We start from the raw sequence: 24051 nt of genomic DNA, 5'->3' as shown, positions 1-24051 counted from the left end.
GAGGCGGTCGCTTACATCAGCTTGGCGGTCGACGCGGACTTGGTCGCATTGCCGCGCGAAGCCGCGGGCGAGCCCGTGCCTTGCATGCCCGCGCCGCTGCCGGCGTTCTGCTGGATGATGCGCGCGATTTCCTGATCGGCTTGCGCGCCGTATTTGTCGAACACGTTCGTCTGATAGACGGTGTTCTGCACGTTGCCGAGCTGGCCGCCTTGTTCGTCCTTGATGGTGACATCGACGTTCATCGACAGGCCGATACGCAGCGGATGCTGTTCCAGTTCCTTCGGATCGAGCTCGATACGCACCGGCAGGCGCTGCACGACCTTGATCCAGTTGCCGGTCGCGTTTTGCGCCGGCAGCAGCGAGAACGCCGACCCCGTGCCGGCCGAGAAGCCGATTACCTTGCCGTGGAACACGACGCCCGAGCCGTACAGATCAGCCGTCACCTCGACCGGCTGGCCGATGCGCATGTGCTTGAGCTGCACTTCCTTGAAGTTCGCGTCGATCCACACGCCGTTGAGCGGCACGATCGCCATCAGCGGATTGCCCGGCGCGACGCGCTGGCCGACCTGCACGGAACGCTTCGCCACGTAGCCGGTGACCGGCGCGGGCAGGGTGTTGCGCGCGTAATTGATGTACGAGTCGCGCACCTTCGCGGCGGCGGCGAGCACGTTCGGATGATCCGCGATGGTCGTGTTCGCCGTCAGCGACCGGTTCGAGGCCAGTTCCTGCTGGGCGGCGTCGAGCGCGGCCTGCGCGCTGCGCACCGCATCGCGTGCGTGCGAGATTTCTTCCTGCGACACGGCGCCCGTCTGCGCAACCGTCAGGCGGCGGCGCAGGTCGTCCTGCGCGCGCGACAAGTCGGACTTGCGCAGCGCGACTTGCGCTTCGTACTGGTTGTTATTGACGAAGAACGTGCGAACCTGCCGCACGGTCTGCGCGAGATTCGCTTCAGCCTGGTCGAGCGCGACTTTCGAATCGGCCGGATCGAGCGCGACGAGCGGATCGCCGGCCTTGACGGTCTGCGTGTCGTCGGCGTTCACCGAAACCACCGTGCCGACCACTTGCGGCGTGATCTGCACGACGTTGCCGTTGACGTACGCGTCATCCGTCGACTCGTGGAAGCGGGCGACGAGGAAGTAGTACAGGCCGTACGCGACGGCAGCGATGAGGATGACGAGGACGATCAGCGTCATCAGCATGCGGCGCTTGCCGCTGCTCTGCTTCGGCGCAGGGGCGGGCGCGTTGGCGGCGGTTTGTTGAGGATCGCTCATGAAGGGCTCCGAAAATTCCGTGTTGGTCTTGATGCGTGTTCTTTTGAGAGGCTCAGTTCGACGGCGCGGTCGGGTTCGCGGACTGATTGGCGGACTGATTCGCGGACTGATTCGCGGACTGACGCTGCCCGCTACCGTCGATGGCGAGATTCGTGCTCGTCGCGTCGAAACCGCCGCCGAGCGAGCGAATCAGCGCGATCTGAAGGTCGCTGCGCTTCAGGCGCAGGTTCGTCACGGTCTGTTCGTTCGCGAGGCGGTTTTCGTCCGCCGTGAGCACTTGCAGTTGTGGCGAAAGGCCGGCCTTGTAGCGGATCACCGCCAGTTGATAGGCGCTCGTCGCCGCAGCGAGGGCGCGCTGGGCGTCGGCCATCTGCCTGTCGAGCGAGCGGATCGAGGAGATATTGGTCGCCACGTCGTTCAGCGCGTTCACGAGCGTCTGATTGTAGTTGGCGACGACATTATCGAAATCCGCATAGCGGCCTTTCAGCTGGGCGCGCAGCGCGCCGGCGTCGAAGATCGGCAGGTGGATGGCCGGTCCCGCCTGAATCTGCCGGCTGCTCGCCAACAGAAAGCGGCTCCATCCGAACGCGTCGAAACCGAAACTCGCCGCGAGATTGATGTCCGGGAAGAACTCGGCCTTCGCTTCGGCGATGTCGTGCGTGGCCGCTTCCACCTGCCAGCGCGCCGCGACGATGTCCGGGCGGCGCGCGATGAGATCGGCCGGCACGTTGTCCGGCAGCGTCGCGTTGACGTTGGGATCGATCACCGGATTGGCGATCTGCAAGCCGCGGTCCGGACCCTTGCCGAGCAGCGCCGCCAGCTGATAGCGCACCGACTGGATTTGCCCGTCGAGCTCGCTCAGATTTGTCTGGCTCGTCGCCACGTTGCCTTCGGCGGTGCGGCGTTCCACGTTCGTATCGAGGCCCGCGCTCACGCGCCCGCTCGTGATACGGCCGACGTCTTGGCGGTTGGCGATTTCGCGCTGAGTGACGTCGCGCAGCGCGTAGAGCAGGGCGAGCTGGTTATACGTGCGCGCCACCGACGCCGCGAGCGTCACGCGCGCCTGCTGCATGTCCGCCTCGGCCGCCTTCTGCTGCGACACGGCCATGTTCAGACGGGAGCGGTTCTTTCCCCACAGATCCAGATCCCACGACGCGCTGGCGAGCGCGTTGTTCTCGCTGAACCACGTGCCGCCGTACGGCGGCGGGAACAGCGCGTTGGCCGAATAGAGCTCGCGCGTCCACGAATACGAGGCGTTCACGTGCGGATAGAGCGACGAACGCGAGCTTTCGATATACGACGACGCCTTCGCGATGCGCGCCTGCGCCTGCGCGATGCTCGGATTGTCCGCGACCGCTTCGTCGATCAGCTGCGGCAACTGGGGATCGCCGAACTGCTTCGCCCAGTCGAGGCTCGGCCACTGGCCGCCTTGCCCCGGCACGCTTTGTGTGGACTGCAGCGCATCGGGCGTGGTGATCTGCTTGTCGCTCGAAATGCCCGCGTAGTTCGCGCAGCCCGCGACCGCGAGCGCGGCCACGGCAGCCGCCACGGCGCTCCTGGCGCTCTTGGCGCCGCGCAGCGCGCTCTTCGGCCTGCACGCGGACAAGGAAAGGTGTTTCATCGCTCGTCTCTTAAGATGAGTGTTAAAGATGGACGTTGCAACTATTTCGTCGGTGGTGAATGCGAAATGCCGGGCCCGTTTGCTTGTCAGCGCAATGGATTGCCGGGCTTGTCACTGCTTCCCACCGGGCAGGCGGCAGGATCGCACGTATTAGCCAGAATGCGCCGGAGCATGCTCTTCAGAAAGCCGACTTCCTCCGGCGTGAAGCCCGCGAGCAGCGCGTCCAGCACGCGCGTGAAGATGGCGGGCACCTTTTCGGCCATCGCGCGGCCATCAGCGGTGAGCGCGAGGCGCACGACGCGCCGGTCCTCTTCGCTGCGCACCCGCGACAGCAGCCCGCGCTTCTCCAGCCGGTCGATCAGGCGCGTCACCGCGCTCGCGTCGATACCGTATTCGCGCGCGATATCCGCCGCGGTCAGGCACTTGCCGACCGCCAGCATGAAGACGATGCTCGCCTGCGTGCTCGTGATGCCGAGTTCGGACGTGGTGTGCTGCGTCACCATGTTCCACAGCGTCGAGCGCACGCGGCTCACCAGATAGCCGACGCTTTCGCTCAACACGTAGTTGTCGATTGCCGTGGGGTTCGGAGCATCGGTCATGAAAAAATTTGTGCGAGTGCAATAGTTGACTAGGCACGATTATAGGGGCGGCAATCGGTCGCTGCAATAGTCTTTTCCAAAGCCGCTTAACAATCAGTGCGTCCGTTGCCGCGAAAAGTCGCGTGCGGGCGCAGGGTTCGATGCTGACACGTGCGCGTGCTATAATTTTCGGTTCTCACCGCGCCGGGCCCGAAGAGTCATTTCCATACAGTCACGCCAAATACATGCGTGACGTGACGCTTACCCGAGGGTCTGCCGAGCCATCAGCCATTGAGCGTTTCGCTTGGCGGCCCTCGCTCCGACGGCGCACAACCAAGATACCTCTTATGACTCGCGCCCTCCGCAATATCGCCATCATTGCCCACGTCGACCACGGCAAGACCACGCTCGTCGACCAGTTGCTCCGTCAGTCGGGCACGTTCCGGGAGAACCAACAGGTCGCCGAGCGCGTCATGGACTCGAACGACATCGAAAAGGAACGCGGCATCACGATTCTCGCGAAGAACTGCGCGGTCGAATACGAAGGCACGCACATCAATATCGTCGATACGCCGGGACACGCCGACTTCGGCGGTGAGGTGGAGCGCGTGCTGTCGATGGTCGATTCCGTGCTGCTGCTCGTCGATGCCGTCGAAGGCCCGATGCCGCAAACGCGCTTCGTCACGAAGAAGGCGCTGGCGCTCGGCCTGAAGCCGATCGTCGTCATCAACAAGGTGGATCGTCCGGGCGCGCGTATCGACTGGGTGATCAACCAGACCTTCGATCTGTTCGACAAGCTCGGCGCCACTGAAGAGCAGCTCGATTTCCCGATCGTCTACGCGTCGGGCCTTAATGGCTACGCGAGCCTCGATCCGGAAACGCGCGAAGGCACCATGCGTCCGCTGTTCGAAGCCATTCTCGAACACGTCCCGGTGCGCCCGGCCGATCCGGACGGTCCGCTGCAACTGCAAATCACCTCGCTCGACTACAACACGTACGTTGGCCGCATCGGCGTGGGCCGCATCGCACGCGGGCGCATCCGCCCCGGCATGCAAGTCGCGGTGCGCTCGGGTCCGGAAGGCGCGATCCTGAATCGCAAGATCAACCAGGTGCTGTCGTTCCACGGCCTCGAGCGCGTGCAGGTCGAGGAAGCGCAGGCCGGCGACATCGTGCTGATCAACGGTATCGAAGAAATCGGCATCGGCGTGACGATCTGCTCGCCGGAGAATCCCGAGGCGCTGCCGATGATCACCGTCGACGAGCCGACGCTCACGATGAACTTTCTCGTGAACTCGTCGCCGCTCGCGGGCAAGGAAGGCAAGTTCGTGACGAGCCGCCAGATTCGCGACCGTCTCACGAAGGAGCTGAACCACAACGTCGCGCTGCGCGTGAAGGATACCGGCGACGAAACCACGTTCGAAGTCTCGGGCCGGGGCGAACTGCATCTGACGATTCTCGTCGAGAACATGCGTCGCGAAGGCTATGAACTCGCAGTGTCGCGTCCGCGCGTGGTGTTGCAGGAAATCGACGGCGTGAAGTGCGAGCCGTATGAGAACCTGACGGTCGATATCGAAGACCAGCACCAGGGCGGCGTGATGGAAGAGCTCGGACGCCGCAAGGGCGAAATGCTCGACATGACGTCCGACGGCCGCGGCCGCACGCGTCTCGAGTACAAGATCTCGGCGCGCGGGCTGATCGGCTTTCAGAGCGAGTTCCTGACGCTCACGCGCGGCACGGGTCTGATGAGCCACACGTTCGACTCGTACGCGCCCGTGAAGGAAGGCTCGGTCGGCGAGCGCCGCAACGGCGTGCTGATCTCGCAAGATGACGGCGCGGCTGTCGCCTATGCGTTGTGGAAGCTGCAGGATCGCGGCCGCATGTTCGTGTCGCCGGGCGATGCGCTCTATGAAGGCATGATCATCGGCATTCACAGCCGCGATAACGACCTCGTCGTGAATCCGATCAAGGGCAAGCAGCTGACCAACGTGCGCGCATCGGGCACCGACGAAGCCGTGCGCCTCGTGCCGCCGATCCAGCTTTCGCTGGAATATGCGGTCGAGTTCATCGACGACGACGAGCTCGTCGAAGTGACGCCGCAGTCCATCCGTCTGCGCAAGCGTCATTTGAAGGAACACGAGCGCCGTCGCGCGAGCCGCGAATCGGCGGAGTAAATCGTCTCCGGCCTTGTAATTGAGAAGCCGCCTTCGGGCGGCTTTTTGCATTGTGCGTTCGCCGTTGCATTAAAGAATCGCCACGCGAAGCCGACAATGACGTATGACCGGCGGTCTTGCATCGACGGAAAACGCCCGCACATGCCCGTTGCAGAAGGGCGAAGGCCGGCGCGACGGTGCGACGTCCGGTCATATGACGAATGGTTCTGTGCTATGCTATTCGGATTAGCTGTCGCATTTTAGGTCCTTCCAAGCAGACTTGATTCGCGCAATCCGCTAAACGGTCAGGCCGTGGCGCGGAAGGTTTTGTAACCCGCACTTCCTCGAGAAACTCGAAGAAAGGTGAGCGTAAAATGATGAAGCAATTCCAGTCGAACTCTTATCTGTTCGGCGGTAATGCTCCGTACGTCGAAGAGTTGTACGAAGCATATCTCGATAATCCCGCGTCAGTGCCCGAGACCTGGCGAGCCTATTTCGACGCGTTGCAGAATGTGCCCGCGTCGGACGGCACGAATCACAACGACGTGGCCCACGGCCCGATCGTCGAATCGTTTGCCCAGCGCGCGAAGTCGAACGGCTTCGTTCCCCGCGAAGGCGCAACCGAAGATCTCGCTACAGCGCGAAAGCAAGTCTACGTTCAGTCCCTCATCGGCGCGTATCGCTTCCTCGGCTCCCAGTGGGCCAACCTCGATCCGCTCAAGCGCCGCGAGCGTCCGCATATTCCCGAACTCGAGCCTGCGTTCTACGACTTCACCGAAGCCGACATGGACCAGACGTACAGCGCCACGAACCTGTATTTCGGTTTCGAGCGCGCGACGCTGCGCGAGATCGTCAAGGCATTGCGTGACACGTACTGCGGCACGATCGGCGCCGAGTACATGTACATCAGCGATCCGGAACAGAAGCGCTGGTGGAAGGAGCGTCTAGAGTCCATCCGCTCGACGCCGAATTTCTCGAACGACAAGAAAAAGCACATCCTGAACCGCCTGACGGCCGCCGAAGGTCTCGAGCGCTTCCTGCACACCAAGTACGTCGGCCAGAAGCGTTTTTCGCTGGAAGGCGGCGAGAGCTTCATCGCGTCGATGGACGAAGTCGTGCGTCACGCGGGCAAGAGCGGCGTGCAGGAAATCGTCATCGGCATGGCGCACCGTGGCCGTCTCAACGTGCTGGTCAATACGCTCGGCAAGATGCCGGCGGACCTCTTCGCCGAATTCGAGGGCAAGCACGTGGACGACCTGCCCGCCGGCGACGTGAAGTACCACAAGGGTTTCTCGTCGGATGTCTCGACCGAGGGCGGCCCGGTTCACCTGTCGCTCGCGTTCAACCCGTCGCACCTGGAAATCGTGAACCCGGTGGTGGAAGGTTCGGCGAAGGCGCGCATGGATCGCCGCGGCGATGAAGAAGGCCTGCAAGTCCTGCCGGTGCAGATTCACGGTGACGCGGCGTTCGCGGGCCAGGGCGTCGTGATGGAAACGCTGAATCTCGCGCAGACGCGAGGCTACGGCACGCATGGCACGCTGCACATCGTCATCAACAACCAGATCGGTTTCACGACGTCGGACCCGCGCGATTCGCGCTCGACGCTGTACTGCTCGGACGTCGTCAAGATGATCGAGGCGCCGGTGCTGCACGTGAACGGCGACGATCCCGAAGCGGTCGTGCTCGCCACGCAGCTCGCGATCGAGTTCCGGATGAAGTTCCACAAGGACGTGGTGGTGGACATCGTCTGCTTCCGCAAGCTCGGCCACAACGAGCAGGACACGCCGGCGGTCACGCAGCCGCTGATGTACAAGACCATCGCGAAGCATCCGGGCACGCGCGCGCTGTACGCCGAGAAGCTCGTGCAGCAGGGCGTGATCACCGCCGAGGACGCCGACAACTACGTCAAGGCGTACCGTCAGGCGATGGACGAAGGCCATCACACCGTCGATCCGGTGCTCTCGAACTACAAGAGCAAGTACGCGGTCGACTGGGTGCCGTTCCTGAACCGCAAGTGGACCGACGCCGCCGACACGGCCGTGCCGCTCGCCGAACTGAAGCGCCTCGCTGAACGCATCACGACGATTCCGGAGAACTTCAAGGTTCACCCGCTCGTCGAGCGCGTGATCAACGATCGCCGCGCGATGGGCCGTGGCGAAGCCAAGCTCGACTGGGGCATGGGCGAGCATCTCGCTTTCGCGTCGCTGGTAGCATCCGGCTATGCCGTGCGTCTGACGGGCCAGGACTCGGGCCGCGGCACGTTCACGCACCGCCACGCCGTGCTGCACGACCAGAACCGCGAACGCTGGAACGACGGCACGTACATCCCGCTGCAGAACATCGCGGATAACCAGGCGAAGTTCACGGTCATCGACTCGGTGCTGTCGGAAGAAGCGGTGCTCGGCTTCGAGTATGGTTATTCGACCGCTGAACCCAACACGTTCGTCGCGTGGGAAGCGCAGTTCGGCGACTTCGTGAACGGCGCGCAAGTGGTGATCGACCAGTTCATCTCGTCGGGCGAAGTGAAGTGGGGCCGCGTCTCGGGTCTCACGATGATGCTGCCGCACGGCTACGAAGGCCAGGGTCCGGAGCACTCGTCGGCGCGTATCGAGCGTTTCCTGCAACTGTGCGCGGATCACAACATGCAAGTGGTCCAGCCGACGACGCCCGCGCAGATTTTCCATCTGCTGCGCCGTCAGATGATCCGCCTGTTCCGCAAGCCGCTCATCATCGCCACGCCGAAGTCGCTGCTGCGTCACAAGGAAGCGGTCTCCGACCTGTCCGAACTGGCGAAGGGCTCGTTCCAGCCGGTCATCGGCGAAGTGGACGAAAGCATCGACGCGAAGAAGGTCAAGCGCGTGGTCTGCTGCTCGGGCCGCGTGTATTACGACCTCGTCGCGCATCGCCGCGAAGCGAAGGCGAACGACATCGCCATCGTGCGTATCGAGCAGCTGTATCCGTTCGCGCACAAGCAGTTCGACGCGGAACTCAAGAAGTACGAAAACGCGACCGAAGTGGTCTGGGTGCAGGACGAGCCGCAGAACCAGGGTGCCTGGTTCTACATCGAGCACCATCTGCGTGAAGGCATGAAGGAAGGGATGAAACTGGCCTACAGCGGCCGTCCCGCTTCCGCCTCGCCCGCGGTCGGCTACTACGCGAAGCACTACGAGCAGCAGAAGGCGCTGGTTGAAGGCGCGTTCGGCCGCCTGAAGGGTGCGCAGACCATCGCGAAGTAATCGTTGCCTGATCGGACCGGCGTGCGGAAAGCGCGCCGGTTCCGACGCTCGTACACACAGAACGCATTAGGACAATACAGAAATGGCTATCGTAGAAGTCAAGGTTCCCCAGCTTTCCGAGTCGGTCTCGGAAGCCACCATGCTGCAATGGAAGAAGAAGCCGGGCGAGGCTGTCGCCCAGGACGAAATCCTGATCGAAATCGAAACCGACAAGGTCGTGCTCGAAGTGCCCGCGCCGTCGGCTGGCGTGCTCGCGCAGGTCATCAAGCATGACGGCGATATCGTCACCGCCGACGAGATCATCGCCAAGATCGACACGGAAGCGAAAGCAGGCGAAGCGCCCGCCGCAGCCGCAGCTGGCGACGCCGAAGTGAAGCCCGCTCCGCAAGCCGAGCCGGCGGTGGCGTCGTCTTCGGCGACTGCGCAAGCGACCGCCTCCGCAACGGGTGGTTCGGTCACGGGCGGCGCGACCTCGCCCGCCGCGACGAAGATCCTGGCCGAGAAGGGCGTGTCGGCAGATCAAGTGTCGGGCACGGGCCGCGACGGCCGCATCACGAAGGGCGACGCGCTCGCCGCACAAGCCGGCGCACCCGTTGCTGCAAAAGCACCGGCTCCGGCCGCTGCGCCCGCGAAGGCCGCCAAGCCGTCGCTGCCGCAAGTCGGCGCACCGGCATCGGCTGAACAGTGGCTCAAGGACCGTCCGGAACAGCGCGTGCCGATGTCGCGTCTGCGTGCGCGTATCGCCGAGCGTCTGCTCGAATCGCAGCAAACCAACGCCATTCTGACGACGTTCAACGAAGTCAACATGGCGCCGGTCATGGACCTGCGCAACAAGTACAAGGACCGTTTCGAGAAGGAACACGGCGTGAAGCTCGGCTTCATGTCGTTCTTCGTGAAGGCCGCCGTCCACGCGCTGAAGAAGTTCCCGCTCGTGAACGCATCGATCGACGGTAACGACATCGTCTATCACGGCTATTTCGACATCGGTATCGCGGTCGGTTCGCCGCGCGGTCTGGTGGTGCCGATCCTGCGCAACGCGGATCAGATGAGCCTCGCGGACATCGAAAAGAAGATCGCTGAATTCGGCGCGAAGGCGCGCGACGGCAAGCTGTCGATCGAAGAAATGACGGGCGGCACGTTCTCCATCTCGAACGGCGGCGTGTTCGGCTCCATGCTCTCGACGCCGATCATCAACCCGCCGCAGTCCGCCATTCTCGGCGTGCACGCCACGAAGGAACGCGCCGTGGTGGAAAACGGCCAGATCGTGATCCGTCCGATGAACTACCTCGCGCTGTCCTACGACCATCGGATCATCGACGGCCGCGAAGCCGTGCTGTCGCTCGTCGCGATGAAAGACGCGCTGGAAGATCCGGCTCGTCTGCTGCTGGACCTGTAAGAAAGCAATTCGCCTCGATGCGCGCGATAGGCTCGCGCGCATCGCACGAGGCTGCTCCGCATGAGCGGAGATAGACCAAAGGAAAGTCATGTCCAAGGAATTTGATGTCGTCGTGATCGGCGCGGGCCCGGGCGGCTATATCGCGGCGATTCGCGCAGCGCAACTCGGCAAGACGGTTGCGTGTATCGAGAAGTGGAAGAACCCGGCCGGCGCGCTGAAGCTCGGCGGCACGTGCCTGAACGTGGGCTGCATCCCGTCGAAGGCGCTGTTGGCGTCCTCCGAAGAATTCGAGAACACGTCGAAGCATCTGGCCGATCACGGCATCAGCGTGTCGGACGTGAAGCTGGATGTGTCGAAGATGCTGGCGCGTAAAGACGGCATCGTCGAAAAGATGACGAAGGGCATCGAATTTTTGTTCCGCAAGAACAAGGTTACGTGGCTGAAGGGTCACGGCAAGTTCACCGGCAAGACGGACGCCGGCGTGCAGATCGAAGTATCGGGCGAAGGCGAGACGGAAGTGGTCACGGCGAAGAACGTGATCATCGCGACGGGTTCGAAGGCGCGTCATCTGCCAGGCATTCCGGTCGACAACAAGATCGTTGCCGACAACGAAGGTGCGCTCTCGTTCGACGCCGTGCCGAAGAAGCTCGCCGTGATCGGCGCGGGCGTGATCGGTCTGGAACTCGGCTCGGTGTGGCGTCGTCTGGGCGCGGATGTCACCGTGCTGGAGGCGCTGCCGCAATTCCTCGCCGCAGCGGATGACTCGCTCGCGAAGGAAGCCGCGAAGCAGTTCAAGAAGCAAGGGCTCGACATTCACCTCGGCGTGAAGATCGGCGAAGTGAAGGCGTCGGACAATGGCGTGTCGATCGCGTACACGGACAACGCCGGCAACGCGCAGATGCTGGAAGCGGACCGCCTGATCGTGTCGGTCGGCCGCGTGCCGAACACCGACAATCTCGGGCTCGAGAGCATCGGCCTGAAGGCGAACGAGCGCGGCTTCATCGACGTGGACGATCACTGCGCGACGAGCGTGCCGGGCGTGTACGCCATCGGCGACGTCGTGCGCGGCCCGATGCTCGCGCATAAGGCGGAAGACGAAGGCGTGGCGGTGGCGGAGATCATCGACGGACAAAAGCCGCATATCGACTACAACTGCGTGCCGTGGGTCATCTACACGGAACCGGAAATCGCGTGGGTCGGCAAGACGGAACAGCAACTCAAGACCGAAGGCCGCGAGATCAAGACCGGCCAGTTCCCGATGATGGCCAATGGCCGCGCGTTGGGCATCGGCCGGGCGGAAGGCTTCGTCAAGATGATCGCGGACGCGAAGACCGATGAGATTCTCGGCGTGCATATCATCGCTGCGGACGCATCGGATCTGATCGCGGAAGCGGTCGTCGCGATGGAGTTCAAGGCGGCGTCGGAAGACCTCGGCCGCATTTGCCATCCGCATCCGTCGCTGTCGGAAGTCATGCGCGAAGCGGCGCTCGCAGTCGACAAGCGCGCGTTGAACATGTAATTCGGCTCGACTTCGGGCAACAAGCAGGGCATCGCACACGAAGGCGAGCGGATCAAACCGCTCGCCTTCGTCACATCGAACGGCAGAAGATGAACGTCACCGAATACTACGAAAACGAACTGCGCACGCGGGGCTATCAGTCGGACGAGGCGCAACTGGCGGCGGTCGCGCGCCTGCAACGCTGCTACGAAGAATGGGTCTCATACAAGGCGCGCCGCTCGAACGCGATCAGAAAGTTTCTCGTGCATCCGGAGTTGCCGCGCGGTGTGTACATGTGGGGCGGCGTCGGGCGCGGCAAGAGCTTCCTGATGGACAGCTTCTATGCGATCGTGCCCGTGCAGCGCAAGACGCGCCTGCATTTCCACGAGTTCATGCGCGAAGTGCATCGCGAACTTGAGGAATTGAAGGGGCAAGCCGATCCGCTCGACGAACTGGCCCGCCGCATCGCGAAGCGTTATCGGCTGATTTGCTTCGACGAATTTCACGTCTCGGACATTGCCGACGCGATGATCCTGTATCGCCTGCTGGACCGTCTGTTCAGCAACGGCGTGCAGTTCGTGATGACGTCCAACTACGAGCCCGACACGCTATATCCCGAGGGCTTGCACCGCGACCGGCTGCTGCCGGCCATCGAGTTGCTCAAGAAGAATCTCGACGTGCTCAATGTCGATGCGGGCACCGATTATCGCAAGCGCACGCTGTCGAAAGTCAAGGCGTACCACACGCCGCTCGGTGCGGCGGCGGACAAGGCGCTGCGCGCGGACTACGCGAAGCTCGCGGCCGTGCCCGACGAAAGCCCGATCCTGCATATCGAAAAACGCGAGATCAAGGCGCTGCGTAAAGCGGATGGCGTCGTCTGGTTCGACTTCGCGACGCTCTGTGGCGGCCCGCGCTCGCAGAACGACTACCTCGAAATTGCGAACCGCTTCCACGCGGTCATTCTCTCGGACGTGCCGCAGATGTCGCCGCGCATGGCATCCGAAGCGCGCCGGTTCACGTGGCTCATCGACGTCTTCTACGACCACAAGGTCAAGCTGCTGATGTCGGCGGCGGTGCCGGCGGAGGACCTGTACGTGGAAGGTCCGATGGCGAACGAGTTTGCGCGCACGGTGTCGCGTATCGTCGAAATGCAGTCGCAGGAATATCTGGAGGCGCCGCGGCGGCTCGCGAACATTTCGCTCACTTGAGCTAATACGAGAATCAAAAACACGCGTCTAGCCAAACGGCATAAGGCTTTCGCGGGATTTTCAAGATTAGGAGCACTCTGATTTGCCGGTTGAAGGGCACTCGGTATCGTTCTGGCCAGTTAATCAGTTGCTAATTGGAGAGAATGCCGTGAAACCCTACCGCGATATGTCCGACGAAGAATGGCAGATGGTCGCACCGCTGCTTCCGGAATTGCGTCCGCGCTCGGAGTTGCGCGGCCGTCCTCTCGCGAACACCCGCGCTGTGCTCAACGGCGTCCTCTGGGTCATGTACAGCGGCGCGTCGTGGTCCACGCTGCCGCGCAAGTATCCGTCGTATCAGACGTGCCATCGCCGCTTCAAGGCGTGGCATGAATCGGGCGTGCTGCTGCGCGTGATGACGCAGCTTTTCGGCCCCGCCGGCGAATCGCTGTACGGGCTCATGACTTCGCGCATGCGCGTGCCGGCTGAATTGCCCGTCGCAACGGCCGAAGCGGCGGAGCCGATGCTTGCCATCGCGGTTGCGCAGTTGCCGCAGGGCAATGTATCGGTTCGGCAGGCTGCCTGAGTTTCACTGCAATTGAACGAAAAGAAGCGGGCGGAAGACACGCAGTCTTTCGCCCGCTTTTGCTTGGTGCGCCGGAATGCGTTACTGCTGCCGGACCCACGTCTGCGAGCGCCCGAGCAGCGACACGCCGATATAACCGCGCACCACGAGCTTCTGCCCGCCGTCTTCGAGCTTCATCTTGCACTTGTAGAGCTTGCCGTTCTCCGGGTCCAGAATCTGGCCGCCTTCCCACGTATCGCCGTTCTGTCTCATGCCGTTGATGATGGTCATGCCCTTGACGAGTTGATCCTTGCGGTCGTCGGTACACGCGGTGCAGCGCCGGTCCGGATGTTCAAATTCGCCGATGCCGCGCACGACCTTGCCGGAAAGCTGCCCGCTGCCGTCGTCGATGATCTGGATGATCGCCTTCGGCTTGCCGGTCGCGTCATCGATGGTTTGCCAGGTGCCTGCGGGCGTCGATGCTTGCGCGAACGCACCCGCCGCCGACATCGCGATGAGCGCGCCAGCCGCGAAGCGGGCCACCGCGCCGCCGTTGATGTGTTTCATGTCGCCTCCTTGTTTTTGTGATTTTCGGCGCCCGGAGCCGTTGCCGGGCGCATTCCCCAACGCACGAACGCTGCGACGTCGCGCCGCCGACGCAGCATACGAGAAACCGTCCGTCGCGTTTGGGAGGAAAGGCTCTAGGATCACGCGCCGCCGCGCAGCCCCGCTTCGAGCACGGCGAACGTGCGCGAGTCGGTGCGATCGAAATGCAGCGGCGTCACTGAAACGCGCTTGCTCGCGACCACGGCGGTTTCGCTGTCGGGCGCGTTCTCACGCGGACCGCGCTGAAATCTCAGCCAGAAATAGTCGATGCCGCGCGGATCGGTCTTCTCCAGCACGTCGATGCCTTCCACGAGGCCGACGCCTTGCCGCGTCACGGTCAGCGGACCGGCGGCGGACGCATCGCAGTCGGGGAAGTTGACGTTGAGGCACGTCGGCGCGTCGTGCGAGATGGCCAGCAACTGACGGATCACGCCGGGCGCGAGCGCACGCGCGGTATCCCAGCGCACGCTTTCGCGGTCGGAGAACGCCTGACTGAGCGCAATGGAAGGCAGGCCGAGCAGAAGGCCGGTCATCGCCGCGCCGACGGTGCCCGAGAACATCGTCTCGACGCCGAGATTCGCGCCGCGATTGATGCCCGACAGCACGAGCGTCGGCGGCGCGTCTTTCATGAGATGACGCGCGGCCATCACGACGCAGTCGCCAGGTGTGCCCTGAACGCCGAAGCGCCGTTCGCCCTGACGCGAGATGCGCAGCGGCGAATGCAGGCTGATGGAATGCGATGTACCGCTCTGATCGTGTTCGGGTGCGACGACCCAGACTTCGTGCGCGAGTTCGGCGGCGACGGCTTCGAGCACGGCCAAGCCGGGCGCGTCGATGCCGTCGTCGTTAGTCAGCAGCACACGTTGAACGATGGGTTGCAATGCGGACATCGCGAATCACTCCTCGATCGGTGGTGAAGGTTCGACCGATTATTACAGAGATCGCGATGCCGGGCGGGGCGCCTACTTGACGCCCAAGCCGCGCAGGACGGCGTTGCCGTCGTCGGTGAGCCGCACTTTGGGGCCGTCCGCGTCCGGCGAGACAATCTCCACGTAGCCGTATTCCTTGAGCGATGCCACGTCGGGCGGCGCGGCCAACGCGTCGATCGGCGCGTGCATCAGCAGAAGCAGGGTGGCGATCTCGTGATGGCTCAAAAGCCGTTTGATGGCTCGCACAGGAGCCGAAGCAGAGCGGAGGTTCATGCGCGAACTCCTTGGGTTACATGACGATTCGCGCCGCTGACGGAGCGGCCTCGTGGATGTCGATGATGAAGTGCGGGAAGCGTATCGGCCGAAACTTAGGCGAGGCTTAAAGACGGCGCGGCGGCACCGATGCGTTTGTTACAGCGCATGTCACGCAGTCAGCGGGCGCTTCAGAAGCGGTAGTCGGCGTTCTGCGGATCGAACGTCAGGTCGTCGAACGGCTTTGGCTCGATGTGCTCGAACGTGACGCTTTCGAAAATCTTCCCTTCGTTGTCGAAGGATTCGACGGCCCGAAAAAGCGGCTGCTCCAGATCTAGATCGAGTACTTCACGCTTCGCATAGAAATCGGGCTGGCCGGCCGGCGCCACGTACGTCAACGCGACGACGCGCACGCCGTTCACGGTCGTCACCGCGATAGCCGACGGCTGCGTCAGACCTGCGTCGGCGAACTTCCGGCCTTCGTCGATGAAACGCTGCGTGATGGCATCGATGCCGAGCTCGCGGATCGAATGATTTGATTGGGCGCGGGCCAGCGGCCCGTTCAACGACGCCCACATCGGCACGACGCTGAAGATACCGCCGAGATGACCGTAGAGTTCGCCGGGACGCTTCGATTCGTCGTAGATGACTTCCTGGCCCGCATGGGCGCCATCCGGCAGCCATTTGGCGTACACGCGCAGCGGATCGCGCGTGACGCGCACGAGCATATGGTCGGGGCGCTTCGGCCATTTACCGTCGATGCGCTCGCGTCGGAGCATCGTAAATTCGCAGGACGCGTAGCGGCGCAGGCCGTCGCGCAAATAGCGCGGCAGCGTGCCGGGATCGAGCGAACGGAAGAGGGCGACGAGCTCGCCGTCGCCGAGGTGCGCGAGCGTGCCGTCGGCAGCGGCGCGGGCGAGCCAGTGTGCTTGCTGGTCGGCGGTTTTTACCGCGAAGTCGTTGATTTCGGGCTGGGAGGTGGCTTGCGCTTGCGCGGTGTGGGCTGCCATCAACGCTGACAGCGCGCATGCGATCGTCCAGTGCGAGATTCGACGGCGACGCGCTCGCGTCATGGGCTCCTCCCGTTTGACAGCGCCTTTGCGCTAGTCAGGGGTAAACGGGAAATGCGGCGCGTTCTTCCGTTGGGCGATTGCCAGTCCATTAGGTGAGTCAGATTTCGCTGGAGCATCGCGGCACCAGTTCGGCCGCGCGCCACGCGCTCGTGGCGTGAACGTTCCGCCCGGTAGCCCCGCTCACGCAGGGCTACGCGTTCACAACAACGCCTATCCCGTCGCCCCCACTTCCTCCGCCGACCGCGTCATATCGATCCCCCGGCGCTCACGGCTAAAGAAGATTAGCGCGGCAATCAACACCGCAACCGTGCCCGCGACGATAGCCATGGCCATGCCGTAGTTGTTTCCATGCGAGGTGGCAATCGACGCCTGCATCGTCGCATTGATTGCCGCCAGCAAATTGCCGAGTTGATACACGAGCCCCGGAAATGTCGCGCGAATCTCATCCGGCGATATCTCGTTCAGATGCACCGGAATCACGCCCCACGCGCCCTGCACCGAAATCTGCATCAGAAACGCGCCAATCGCCAACGCAACCGGAGTCACCGAGAACGCCCAGAGATAAAGCACCGGCAACGCAATCAGCGCCGCGATGAAAATGGCCACGCGCCGCCCGATGCGCTCGGACAACGCGCCAAAAAACAGTCCGCCGACAATCGCGCCGATATTCAACACGATAGTAATGATCGAAACCGTATGCGGATCGAAGTGATGCTGTTCGCGCAGGAACGTCGGATAAAGATCCTGCGTGCCGTGCGAGAAGAAATTGAATGCGGTCATCAGAATGATCGCGTAAAGAGAAAGCGCCCAATTCTTCTTGAGCGTCGCGAGAAGGCCGGGGCGCTCGCGTTTTTCCATCGCTCGCCACGCGGGAGATTCCGGCACGTGCGCGCGGACATAAAGCACAAGCAGCGCGGGCGCGACGCCGACAAAGAACATTCCGCGCCAGCCGACGAACTGATACAGCACGCCAAAGACGATCGACGCCAGCAGATAGCCGCTCGGATAGCCCGCCTGCAAGAGCCCGGACACGAAGCCCCGCGCCTTGGGCGGCACGGTCTCCATCGTTAATGCAGAGCCGACGCCCCATTCGCCGCCCATCGCAATGCCAAATAGCGCGCGCAAGATGAGCAGCGTCGCCAGATTGGGCGCGAGGCCGGATAACAATTCGAGCAGCGAATAACACGCGATGTTGACCATCAGCGTCGGACGGCGGCCGAACTTGTCCGCGAGCCGGCCGAAAATCAGCGCGCCGATCGGGCGCATCGCGAGCGTAAGCGTGATCGCAAACGCGACTTCGGGAATCTTGGTGTTGAATTCCGCGGCGATGTCCTTCAGCACGAAGACCATCAGGAAGAAATCGAATGCGTCCAGTGTCCAGCCGAGATAAGCGGCAATCGTTACGTTTCTTTGTTCTCGCGTCCAACTCATCGCCTTGCTCTCCGAATCAGTATTGATCAGCTTGATTTGCAATGCGATTGCGATGCGGCATCACGCGATGCACGAAGCCGCATCGGCAGGGACGAGTGTACGCCGCCGTTTAAGAGCGTGCAGACCGGTACTGGTAGAGGGAAGACGATAATCCGGCCGATTCATTCATTTAGCTTCGATTCGAACGAGGAGCCGAATAAAAACGAAAGCGAAATGAAGCCGAATAGAAGTATTTGTGCGCAGAAAACAAAAAGCCCCACGTGCATGTGCGTGGGGCTGATTGCGGCGCAAGACGCGCATGTACATCAAACGCGCTTTGCAAGAAAGAGACCTTGGTGCCCAGGAGAGGACTCGAACCTCCACGGTGTTGCCACCGCTAGGACCTGAACCTAGTGCGTCTACCAATTCCGCCACCTGGGCCAAGGGGTACAGCAAGCCCGCTATTTTAGCGGGAAGCCAAGCCGTGTCAACTGCGCTTCACGACTGGCCGGAGCCGAAAAAAGCACGGTCTCCGCATAAAAAGAAAACGCCACCCGAGGGTGGCGTTTTCCGACATCTGGTGCCCAAGAGAGGACTCGAACCTCCACGGTGTTGCCACCGCTAGGACCTGAACCTAGTGCGTCTACCAATTCCGCCACCTGGGCAAGGGTGCGTTTTGTCTGCGTTGAGCAGCAAAGAACGCCATTATAGCGACTGGGAAACTGCTGTCAAGCGTTTCGACGCCGCACGCGGCGGGGCTGCGGTTTGCTTCCGCAGAAGGCCGCGAGCGCCGTCCGGGCGGCCGATGCCACGCCGGTACCCACAATAGGCAGTGTTAGAATGATTTCAACGATTGCCGCTCGACTAACGGCAAAACCCGGCGAAAGTCCAGTCCAACGAGAAGAACTCTATTAAGCCCTTGAGCAAATATCCGTATCCGATTCCCAGCCGCGAAGAGATTCTCGGCGTGCTGCGCACGAGCGAAACGCCTCATTCCGCGAACGACATCGCCGAGGCCCTGTCGATCAAGCGCCAGGAGCGCGAAGGATTCTTCAAGCGACTCGCGGCCATGGAACGCGACGGGCAGATCCGCCTCGACAAGCGCGGCCATTACCAGCTCACGCATCCGTCGAATTTTGTCGCGGGGCGTGTGCAGGGCCATCGCGACGGCTTCGGCTTCCTGATTCGCGACGACGGCCAGGACGATCTCTTCCTGCCGAACGGCGAGATGCAGAAGGTCATGCACAATGACCGCGTGCTTGCGCGCATCGTCGGCTACGACCGGCGCGGGCGGCCGGAAGGACATATCGTCGAAGTGACCGACCGCGCGAACAAGCGCATCATCGGGCGGCTCGTCAATGAGAACGGCGCGCTGCTTCTTGTGCCGGAAGACAAGCGCATCGGCCACGACATTCTGATCACGCAAAATCCGAAGAAGGCGAAAGTCGGGCAGGTCGTGTCCGTCGATCTGACGGATTTTCCGAGCCGGCATTCGCAGCCGCTCGGGCGCGTTGCCGAGGTGATCGGGGATATCGACGATCCCGGCATGGAAATCGAGATCGCGGTGCGCAAGTACGGCGTGCCGCATCAGTTCAGCGATGCCGCGCTGGCCTCGGCCGCGAAGCTGCCCGACGAAGTGCGGCCGGTGGACATCCGGCATCGCGTGGATCTGCGCGACGTGCCGCTCGTCACGATCGACGGCGAAGATGCCCGCGATTTCGACGACGCCGTCTATTGCGAGCCGGTGGCCGTGGGGCGGGGACAGGGCTTCCGTCTGCTCGTGGCGATCGCCGATGTGTCGCATTACGTGCGCCCGAACGATCCGCTCGACGTCGATGCGCTCGACCGCAGCACGTCGGTGTACTTCCCGCGCCGCGTGATTCCGATGCTGCCGGAGAAGCTCTCCAACGGCCTGTGCTCGCTGAATCCGGATGTCGACCGCTGCGTGCTCGTGTGCGACATGGTCATCACCGCGCGCGGCGAGATCAAGGCGTATCAGTTCTATCCGGGCGTGATGCATTCGGCGGCGCGTCTCACGTACACCGAAGTCGCGGCCGTGCTCGCCAATACCAAGGGCCCGGAAGCCGCGCGCCGCGCGGAGCTCGTGCCGCAGCTCCAGAATCTCCACGGCGTGTTCAAGTCGCTGCACGCGGCGCGCCAGAAGCGCGGTGCGATCGACTTCGATACGACGGAGACGTATATCGTCGTGAACTCGCAGGGCAAGATCGAACAGATTCTGCCGCGGCATCGCAATGACGCGCACCGGCTGATCGAGGAATGCATGCTCGCGGCGAACGTCTGCGCGGCGGACTTCCTCAAGCGCAACAAGCATCCGGGGCTGTATCGCGTGCATGCGGGGCCGACTGAGGAAAAGCTCGAGAACCTGCGGCAATTCCTGCGCGGCGTCGGCCTGACGCTCACAGGCGGCGACAAGCCGCACGCGAGCGACTACGCGGCGCTCATCGCGCAGATCCGCGACCGGCCGGATGCGCAGATGCTTCAGTCGATGGTTCTGCGCTCGATGCAGCAGGCCGTCTACAGCCCCGACAACATCGGCCACTTCGGGCTCGCGTATGAAGCGTACGCGCACTTCACGAGCCCGATTCGCCGCTATCCCGACTTGCTCACGCATCGCGCCATTTACGCGATTCTCCAGGGCAAGAAGTATCTGCCGGACATCGGCCATGACGTGTCGCTCAGCACGGGCCTGACGAAAGCCGCCCGCGAAATGCAACTGGCCGACGACACCGCGCGCGGCCGGTCGCGCAATAGCGTCGCGGTGTGGGAAGAGCTCGGGCTGCATTGCTCGTCGAACGAGCGTCGCGCCGACGAAGCATCACGCGACGTCGAAGCGTGGCTCAAGTGCTATTTCATGCGCGACAAGCTCGGTGAGGAATACGGCGGCATGGTGAACGGCGTGACGTCGTTCGGCATATTCGTGCAACTGGATTCGCTGTTTATCGAAGGGCTCGTGCATGTGACCGAACTCGGCTCCGACTACTTCCAGTACGACGAGATCAAGAACGAACTGCGCGGCGAGCGCACTGGCATCCGCTACCGGATGACCGATCGCGTGCGCGTGCAGGTGGGCCGCGTGGATCTCGATGCACGCAAGATCGACTTCCGTCTGGTGCGCGATACGCCGGTGAAGCCGTCGCCGCGTCCGTCATCCAGCGCAGGCGACCACGGTGCCGCAAGCGGTAACGGCGCAGCGGGCCCGCGCGTTCGTCCGCTGAACGACGACGCCGCGAGCACGCGTCAGCGCGGCGGCACGAAGAAGGGCGCGTCACCGGCGGCGCGCGGCGGCGCGGCGAAGAAGCGCGCCGGGACACCGAACTCGACGTCGAAGTCCGCGGCGCAAGGGCGGCCGGCGCGCAAGAAACGCTAGCCGGCGTCGACAAGCGTCAACGAATACGCGCGGTCCGGTGCGCTTTGCGCCGGGCCGCGTCGTGCTTTTCATGGTTATCACGAAGGTCGAATCAGTCATGTCACGTCTCAAGGTTCTTTACGGTTTCCACGCGGTGACGGCGCGCCTGCGCGCGGATGCGTCGTCGATCGAGGAAGTGTTGTACGACCCCATGCGCAAGGACAGGCGCATGCAGGACTTCCTGCGCGCGGCGAAGGACGCGGGCGTGCGCCTGATCGCCGCCGAGGAAGCGCGTTTGTGGGGCCTCGCGGGCAACATCCAGCATCAGGGCGTGGTCGCTCGCGCGCATGACTTGCCGCTCGCGCAGAATCTCGCCGAACTGCTCGACGGCATTTCGGGAACGCCGTTGCTGCTCGTGCTCGACGGCGTCACCGATCCGCACAATCTCGGCGCGTGCCTGCGCGTCGCGGACGCGGCGGGCGCGCATGCGGTCATCGCGCCGCGCGACCGTTCGGCCGGCCTCAACGCGACCGCCGCGAAAGTGGCCAGCGGCGCCGCCGAAAGCGTGCCGTACATCACCGTGACGAATCTGGCGCGCGCCCTGCGCGAACTAAAGGACGCGGGCGTCTGGGTGATCGGCACGGCGGGCGAAGCGACGGCAAGCGTCTACGAGACGAAGCTCGACGGCCCGGTTGCGATCGTCGTGGGCGCGGAAGGCGAGGGCATGCGCCGGCTCACGCGCGAGACGTGCGACGAGATCATGCATATTCCGATGGCGGGCACGGTCGAGAGCCTGAACGTGTCGGTGGCGAGCGGCGTGTGTCTGTTCGAGGCGGTGCGGCAGAGGATGGTGAAGAAGTAAGGTGCGCCGCGTGCTTCGCCTCGTCTTTCTCGCGCTTGCCTGCGCTCTCGTCACCGCCTGCACCCCCACCATGCTCAACCGCGGCACCTACATCGCCGACACGCAATACCGCGCGAAAAACGCCGATTCGCGCGTGCGTTTCCTCGTCATGCACTACACGGAAATCGACGAAGCGCGCTCGCTCGCCGTTCTCACCGGCGATCAGGTGAGCGTCCACTACGTCGTGCCGGACGCGCCGCGCGTTCAAGACGGCGAGCCGGTCGTGTATCAGCTCGTGCCCGAAGACAAGCGCGCGTGGCACGCGGGCCAAAGCTACTGGCAGGGCGCGACGGAACTGAATGCGTCGTCGATCGGCATCGAGAACGTGAATCTCGGACCTATCGATACGCCTGCCGGCCGCACGTGGCAGCCGTATCCGCCCGCGCAAGTCGATGCGCTCGTCAAGCTCTCGCGCGATATCGTCGAGCGTTATGGCCTTCCGCCGACGCGCGTGGTCGGCCATAGCGACATCGCTCCGCAGCGCAAGATCGACCCAGGCCCGCTCTTTCCGTGGCGCACGCTGTACGAGGCGGGCGTCGGCGCGTGGCCCGACGATGCCACCGTCGCCGCGCATCTCGCAAGCCGCGATCCCAAAGCGCCGTGCGACGTGCGCGCGCTTCAGGAGAAGCTGAAGCGGTACGGCTACGACGTGGCCACCGACGGCATCCTCGACGAGAAAACGCGTCGCGTCTTCGGCGCGTTCCAGATGCACTTCCGGCCATCGGACTACGCGGGCGATGCCGACGCGCAGACCGACGCCATCGCGCAGGCGTTGCTGGACAAATACTTCCCCTGACGACGCATGAAAAAAATGGGCGATTACTTTCTGCCGCTGCGCGCGCTCCATATGACGTGCGCGGGCCTGAGCATCGCGGGCTTCGTGCTGCGCTGGATCTGGATGCTGATGGACTCGCGCCTCCTCGCCGCGCGCGTGACGAAGATCGTCCCGCATGTCGTCGACACGCTGCTGCTTGTGAGCGCGGTTGCGCTCGTCGCCAACATCGGCTTCGGGCCGAACGCCGCGTGGCTCAGTGCGAAGATCGCGGGCCTCGTCGTCTATATCGTGCTCGGCACCTTCGCGCTCAAGCGCGGCCGCACGAAGGGCGCGCGCGCTGTCTTCGGCGTGCTGGCGATTCTCGTGTTCGCGTTCATCGCGTCGGTCGCGCGCACGCACGATCCGCTCGGCTTCCTGCACGGATTTCCCTGACACCGCGCGCAAAACGCGGGAAGGCGGCGCGCGCTCCGATAAAATCGCAGTTTTCCCTCTCGCGCAGCCCCTTTCCATGACTCAGGACGAACTCAAGCAACGGGTTGGCCAGGCCGCCGCCGACTACGTGAACGCGCACGTGCCCGAAGGCTCGATCATCGGCGTCGGCACCGGATCGACGGCCAATTGCTTCATCGACGCGCTGGCCGGCTCGAAGGCGCGTTATCGCGGCGCGATATCGAGCTCGCTCGCGACGACCGCGCGGCTCGAATCGCACGGCTTCAAGGTGTTCGAACTCAACGACATCGACACGCTGCCCGTGTACGTCGACGGCGCGGATGAAATCGACGCGAGCGGCGCGATGATCAAAGGCGGCGGCGGGGCGCTCACGCGCGAGAAGATCGTGGCGTCGGTGGCGGACGTGTTCGTCTGTATCGCGGATGCCAGCAAGCGCGTCGACGTGATGGGCACGTTCCCGCTGCCCATCGAAGTCGTGCCGATGGCGCGCACCGCGATAGGCCGCAAGCTGACCGCGCTCGGCGGCGTGCCGATCGTGCGCGTGACCAAGGACGGCATGCCGTTCATCACGGACAACGGCAACGAGATCATCGACGTGAAGGGTCTCGCGATCACGGACCCGCGCGCGCTCGAAGCGCACATCAATGCGTGGCCGGGCGTCGTGACGGTCGGTCTCTTCGCGGCGCGTGGCGCGGACCTGTGCCTGCTCGGCACGGAGAAGGGCGTCGAGCGCATCGACTACTGAAGCGCGCCAGGAAGCACAACGGGCCCGGCAACGCGAGTCGC

Annotated in this window: 19 protein-coding genes and 2 tRNA genes; 11 read left to right on the top strand and 10 right to left on the bottom strand. The window is 63.4% G+C overall.

The window, feature by feature from the left end; all coding sequences use genetic code 11:
• Positions 1-11: 11 nt before the first annotated feature.
• The 3 genes from GV035_RS18245 to GV035_RS18235 form a co-directional block, all read right to left on the bottom strand.
• Positions 12-1271, bottom strand: coding sequence for an EmrA/EmrK family multidrug efflux transporter periplasmic adaptor subunit (locus tag GV035_RS18245; RefSeq protein ID WP_159836401.1), 1260 nt, complete (start codon positions 1269-1271; stop codon positions 12-14).
• Positions 1272-1323: 52 nt separating this feature from the next.
• Entirely contained in the window at positions 1324-2892 is a 1569-nt protein-coding gene (locus tag GV035_RS18240; protein ID WP_159836400.1) for an efflux transporter outer membrane subunit, read from the bottom strand.
• Between the two features lie 86 nt (positions 2893-2978).
• Positions 2979-3491 (bottom strand): MarR family winged helix-turn-helix transcriptional regulator, encoded by a 513-nt coding sequence (locus GV035_RS18235; protein ID WP_159836399.1) that lies wholly within the window; start codon positions 3489-3491, stop codon positions 2979-2981.
• Positions 3492-3817: 326 nt separating this feature from the next.
• Here GV035_RS18235 and typA point away from each other — a divergent pair, with 326 nt between their 5' ends.
• The 6 genes from typA to GV035_RS18205 all read left to right on the top strand — a co-directional run bounded on the left by typA (position 3818) and on the right by GV035_RS18205 (position 13523).
• Positions 3818-5641, top strand: coding sequence for a translational GTPase TypA (gene typA, locus GV035_RS18230; RefSeq protein ID WP_159836398.1), 1824 nt, complete (start codon positions 3818-3820; stop codon positions 5639-5641).
• A 353-nt stretch (positions 5642-5994) separates the two neighbouring features.
• A complete protein-coding gene (locus tag GV035_RS18225; RefSeq protein WP_159836397.1) occupies positions 5995-8856 on the top strand; it encodes a 2-oxoglutarate dehydrogenase E1 component in 2862 nt (953 codons plus the stop codon).
• A gap of 82 nt (positions 8857-8938) precedes the next feature.
• The gene (gene odhB, locus GV035_RS18220; protein ID WP_159836396.1) at positions 8939-10252 is read left to right on the top strand and encodes a 2-oxoglutarate dehydrogenase complex dihydrolipoyllysine-residue succinyltransferase; all 1314 of its coding nucleotides are present in this window, start codon (positions 8939-8941) and stop codon (positions 10250-10252) included.
• An 88-nt stretch (positions 10253-10340) separates the two neighbouring features.
• A complete protein-coding gene (gene lpdA / locus GV035_RS18215) occupies positions 10341-11771 on the top strand; it encodes a dihydrolipoyl dehydrogenase (protein ID WP_159836395.1) in 1431 nt (476 codons plus the stop codon).
• A gap of 89 nt (positions 11772-11860) precedes the next feature.
• On the top strand, positions 11861-12958 hold the full coding sequence (zapE, locus tag GV035_RS18210) for a cell division protein ZapE (protein ID WP_159836394.1): 1098 nt from the start codon (positions 11861-11863) through the stop codon (positions 12956-12958).
• A 148-nt stretch (positions 12959-13106) separates the two neighbouring features.
• Complete coding sequence (locus GV035_RS18205; RefSeq protein WP_159836393.1) at positions 13107-13523, top strand: transposase; 417 nt, start codon at positions 13107-13109, stop codon at positions 13521-13523.
• Positions 13524-13604: 81 nt separating this feature from the next.
• Here the strand turns inward: GV035_RS18205 and GV035_RS18200 are convergent, their stop codons facing one another.
• From GV035_RS18200 to GV035_RS18170, 7 genes are all read right to left on the bottom strand, one after another.
• Positions 13605-14069: a DUF2147 domain-containing protein gene (locus GV035_RS18200; RefSeq protein ID WP_159836392.1), complete on the bottom strand. Its 465-nt coding sequence runs from the start codon at positions 14067-14069 to the stop codon at positions 13605-13607.
• A gap of 140 nt (positions 14070-14209) precedes the next feature.
• On the bottom strand, positions 14210-14998 hold the full coding sequence (gene surE / locus GV035_RS18195; protein ID WP_159836391.1) for a 5'/3'-nucleotidase SurE: 789 nt from the start codon (positions 14996-14998) through the stop codon (positions 14210-14212).
• 72 nt (positions 14999-15070) lie between these two features.
• Complete coding sequence (locus GV035_RS18190; protein ID WP_159836390.1) at positions 15071-15310, bottom strand: hypothetical protein; 240 nt, start codon at positions 15308-15310, stop codon at positions 15071-15073.
• 170 nt (positions 15311-15480) lie between these two features.
• On the bottom strand, positions 15481-16299 hold the full coding sequence (locus GV035_RS18185) for a DUF1571 domain-containing protein (RefSeq protein ID WP_328698925.1): 819 nt from the start codon (positions 16297-16299) through the stop codon (positions 15481-15483).
• Positions 16300-16572: 273 nt separating this feature from the next.
• On the bottom strand, positions 16573-17793 hold the full coding sequence (locus GV035_RS18180) for an MFS transporter (RefSeq protein WP_159836388.1): 1221 nt from the start codon (positions 17791-17793) through the stop codon (positions 16573-16575).
• A gap of 333 nt (positions 17794-18126) precedes the next feature.
• Positions 18127-18213 (bottom strand) — tRNA-Leu (locus tag GV035_RS18175).
• A gap of 137 nt (positions 18214-18350) precedes the next feature.
• Positions 18351-18437: transfer RNA gene (locus GV035_RS18170), tRNA-Leu, on the bottom strand.
• Between the two features lie 254 nt (positions 18438-18691).
• On the opposite strand from GV035_RS18170, the gene rnr reads away from it, so the two are divergent.
• The 5 genes from rnr to rpiA all read left to right on the top strand — a co-directional run bounded on the left by rnr (position 18692) and on the right by rpiA (position 24010).
• On the top strand, positions 18692-21160 hold the full coding sequence (gene rnr / locus GV035_RS18165; RefSeq protein ID WP_159836387.1) for a ribonuclease R: 2469 nt from the start codon (positions 18692-18694) through the stop codon (positions 21158-21160).
• Positions 21161-21257: 97 nt separating this feature from the next.
• Complete coding sequence (gene rlmB, locus GV035_RS18160; RefSeq protein ID WP_159836386.1) at positions 21258-22001, top strand: 23S rRNA (guanosine(2251)-2'-O)-methyltransferase RlmB; 744 nt, start codon at positions 21258-21260, stop codon at positions 21999-22001.
• 1 nt (position 22002) lies between these two features.
• Complete coding sequence (locus GV035_RS18155; RefSeq protein WP_442859570.1) at positions 22003-22836, top strand: N-acetylmuramoyl-L-alanine amidase; 834 nt, start codon at positions 22003-22005, stop codon at positions 22834-22836.
• Positions 22837-22842: 6 nt separating this feature from the next.
• Entirely contained in the window at positions 22843-23247 is a 405-nt protein-coding gene (locus GV035_RS18150) for a SirB2 family protein (RefSeq protein ID WP_328698924.1), read from the top strand.
• A 76-nt stretch (positions 23248-23323) separates the two neighbouring features.
• Complete coding sequence (gene rpiA, locus GV035_RS18145) at positions 23324-24010, top strand: ribose-5-phosphate isomerase RpiA (RefSeq protein ID WP_159836385.1); 687 nt, start codon at positions 23324-23326, stop codon at positions 24008-24010.
• The last annotated feature ends 41 nt before the right edge of the window (positions 24011-24051 follow it).

The sequence above is a fragment of the Burkholderia sp. 8Y genome, from assembly GCF_902506145.1.
Taxonomy (GTDB): domain Bacteria; phylum Pseudomonadota; class Gammaproteobacteria; order Burkholderiales; family Burkholderiaceae; genus Caballeronia.
This window is presented reverse-complemented; position numbering and strand designations above follow the sequence as displayed.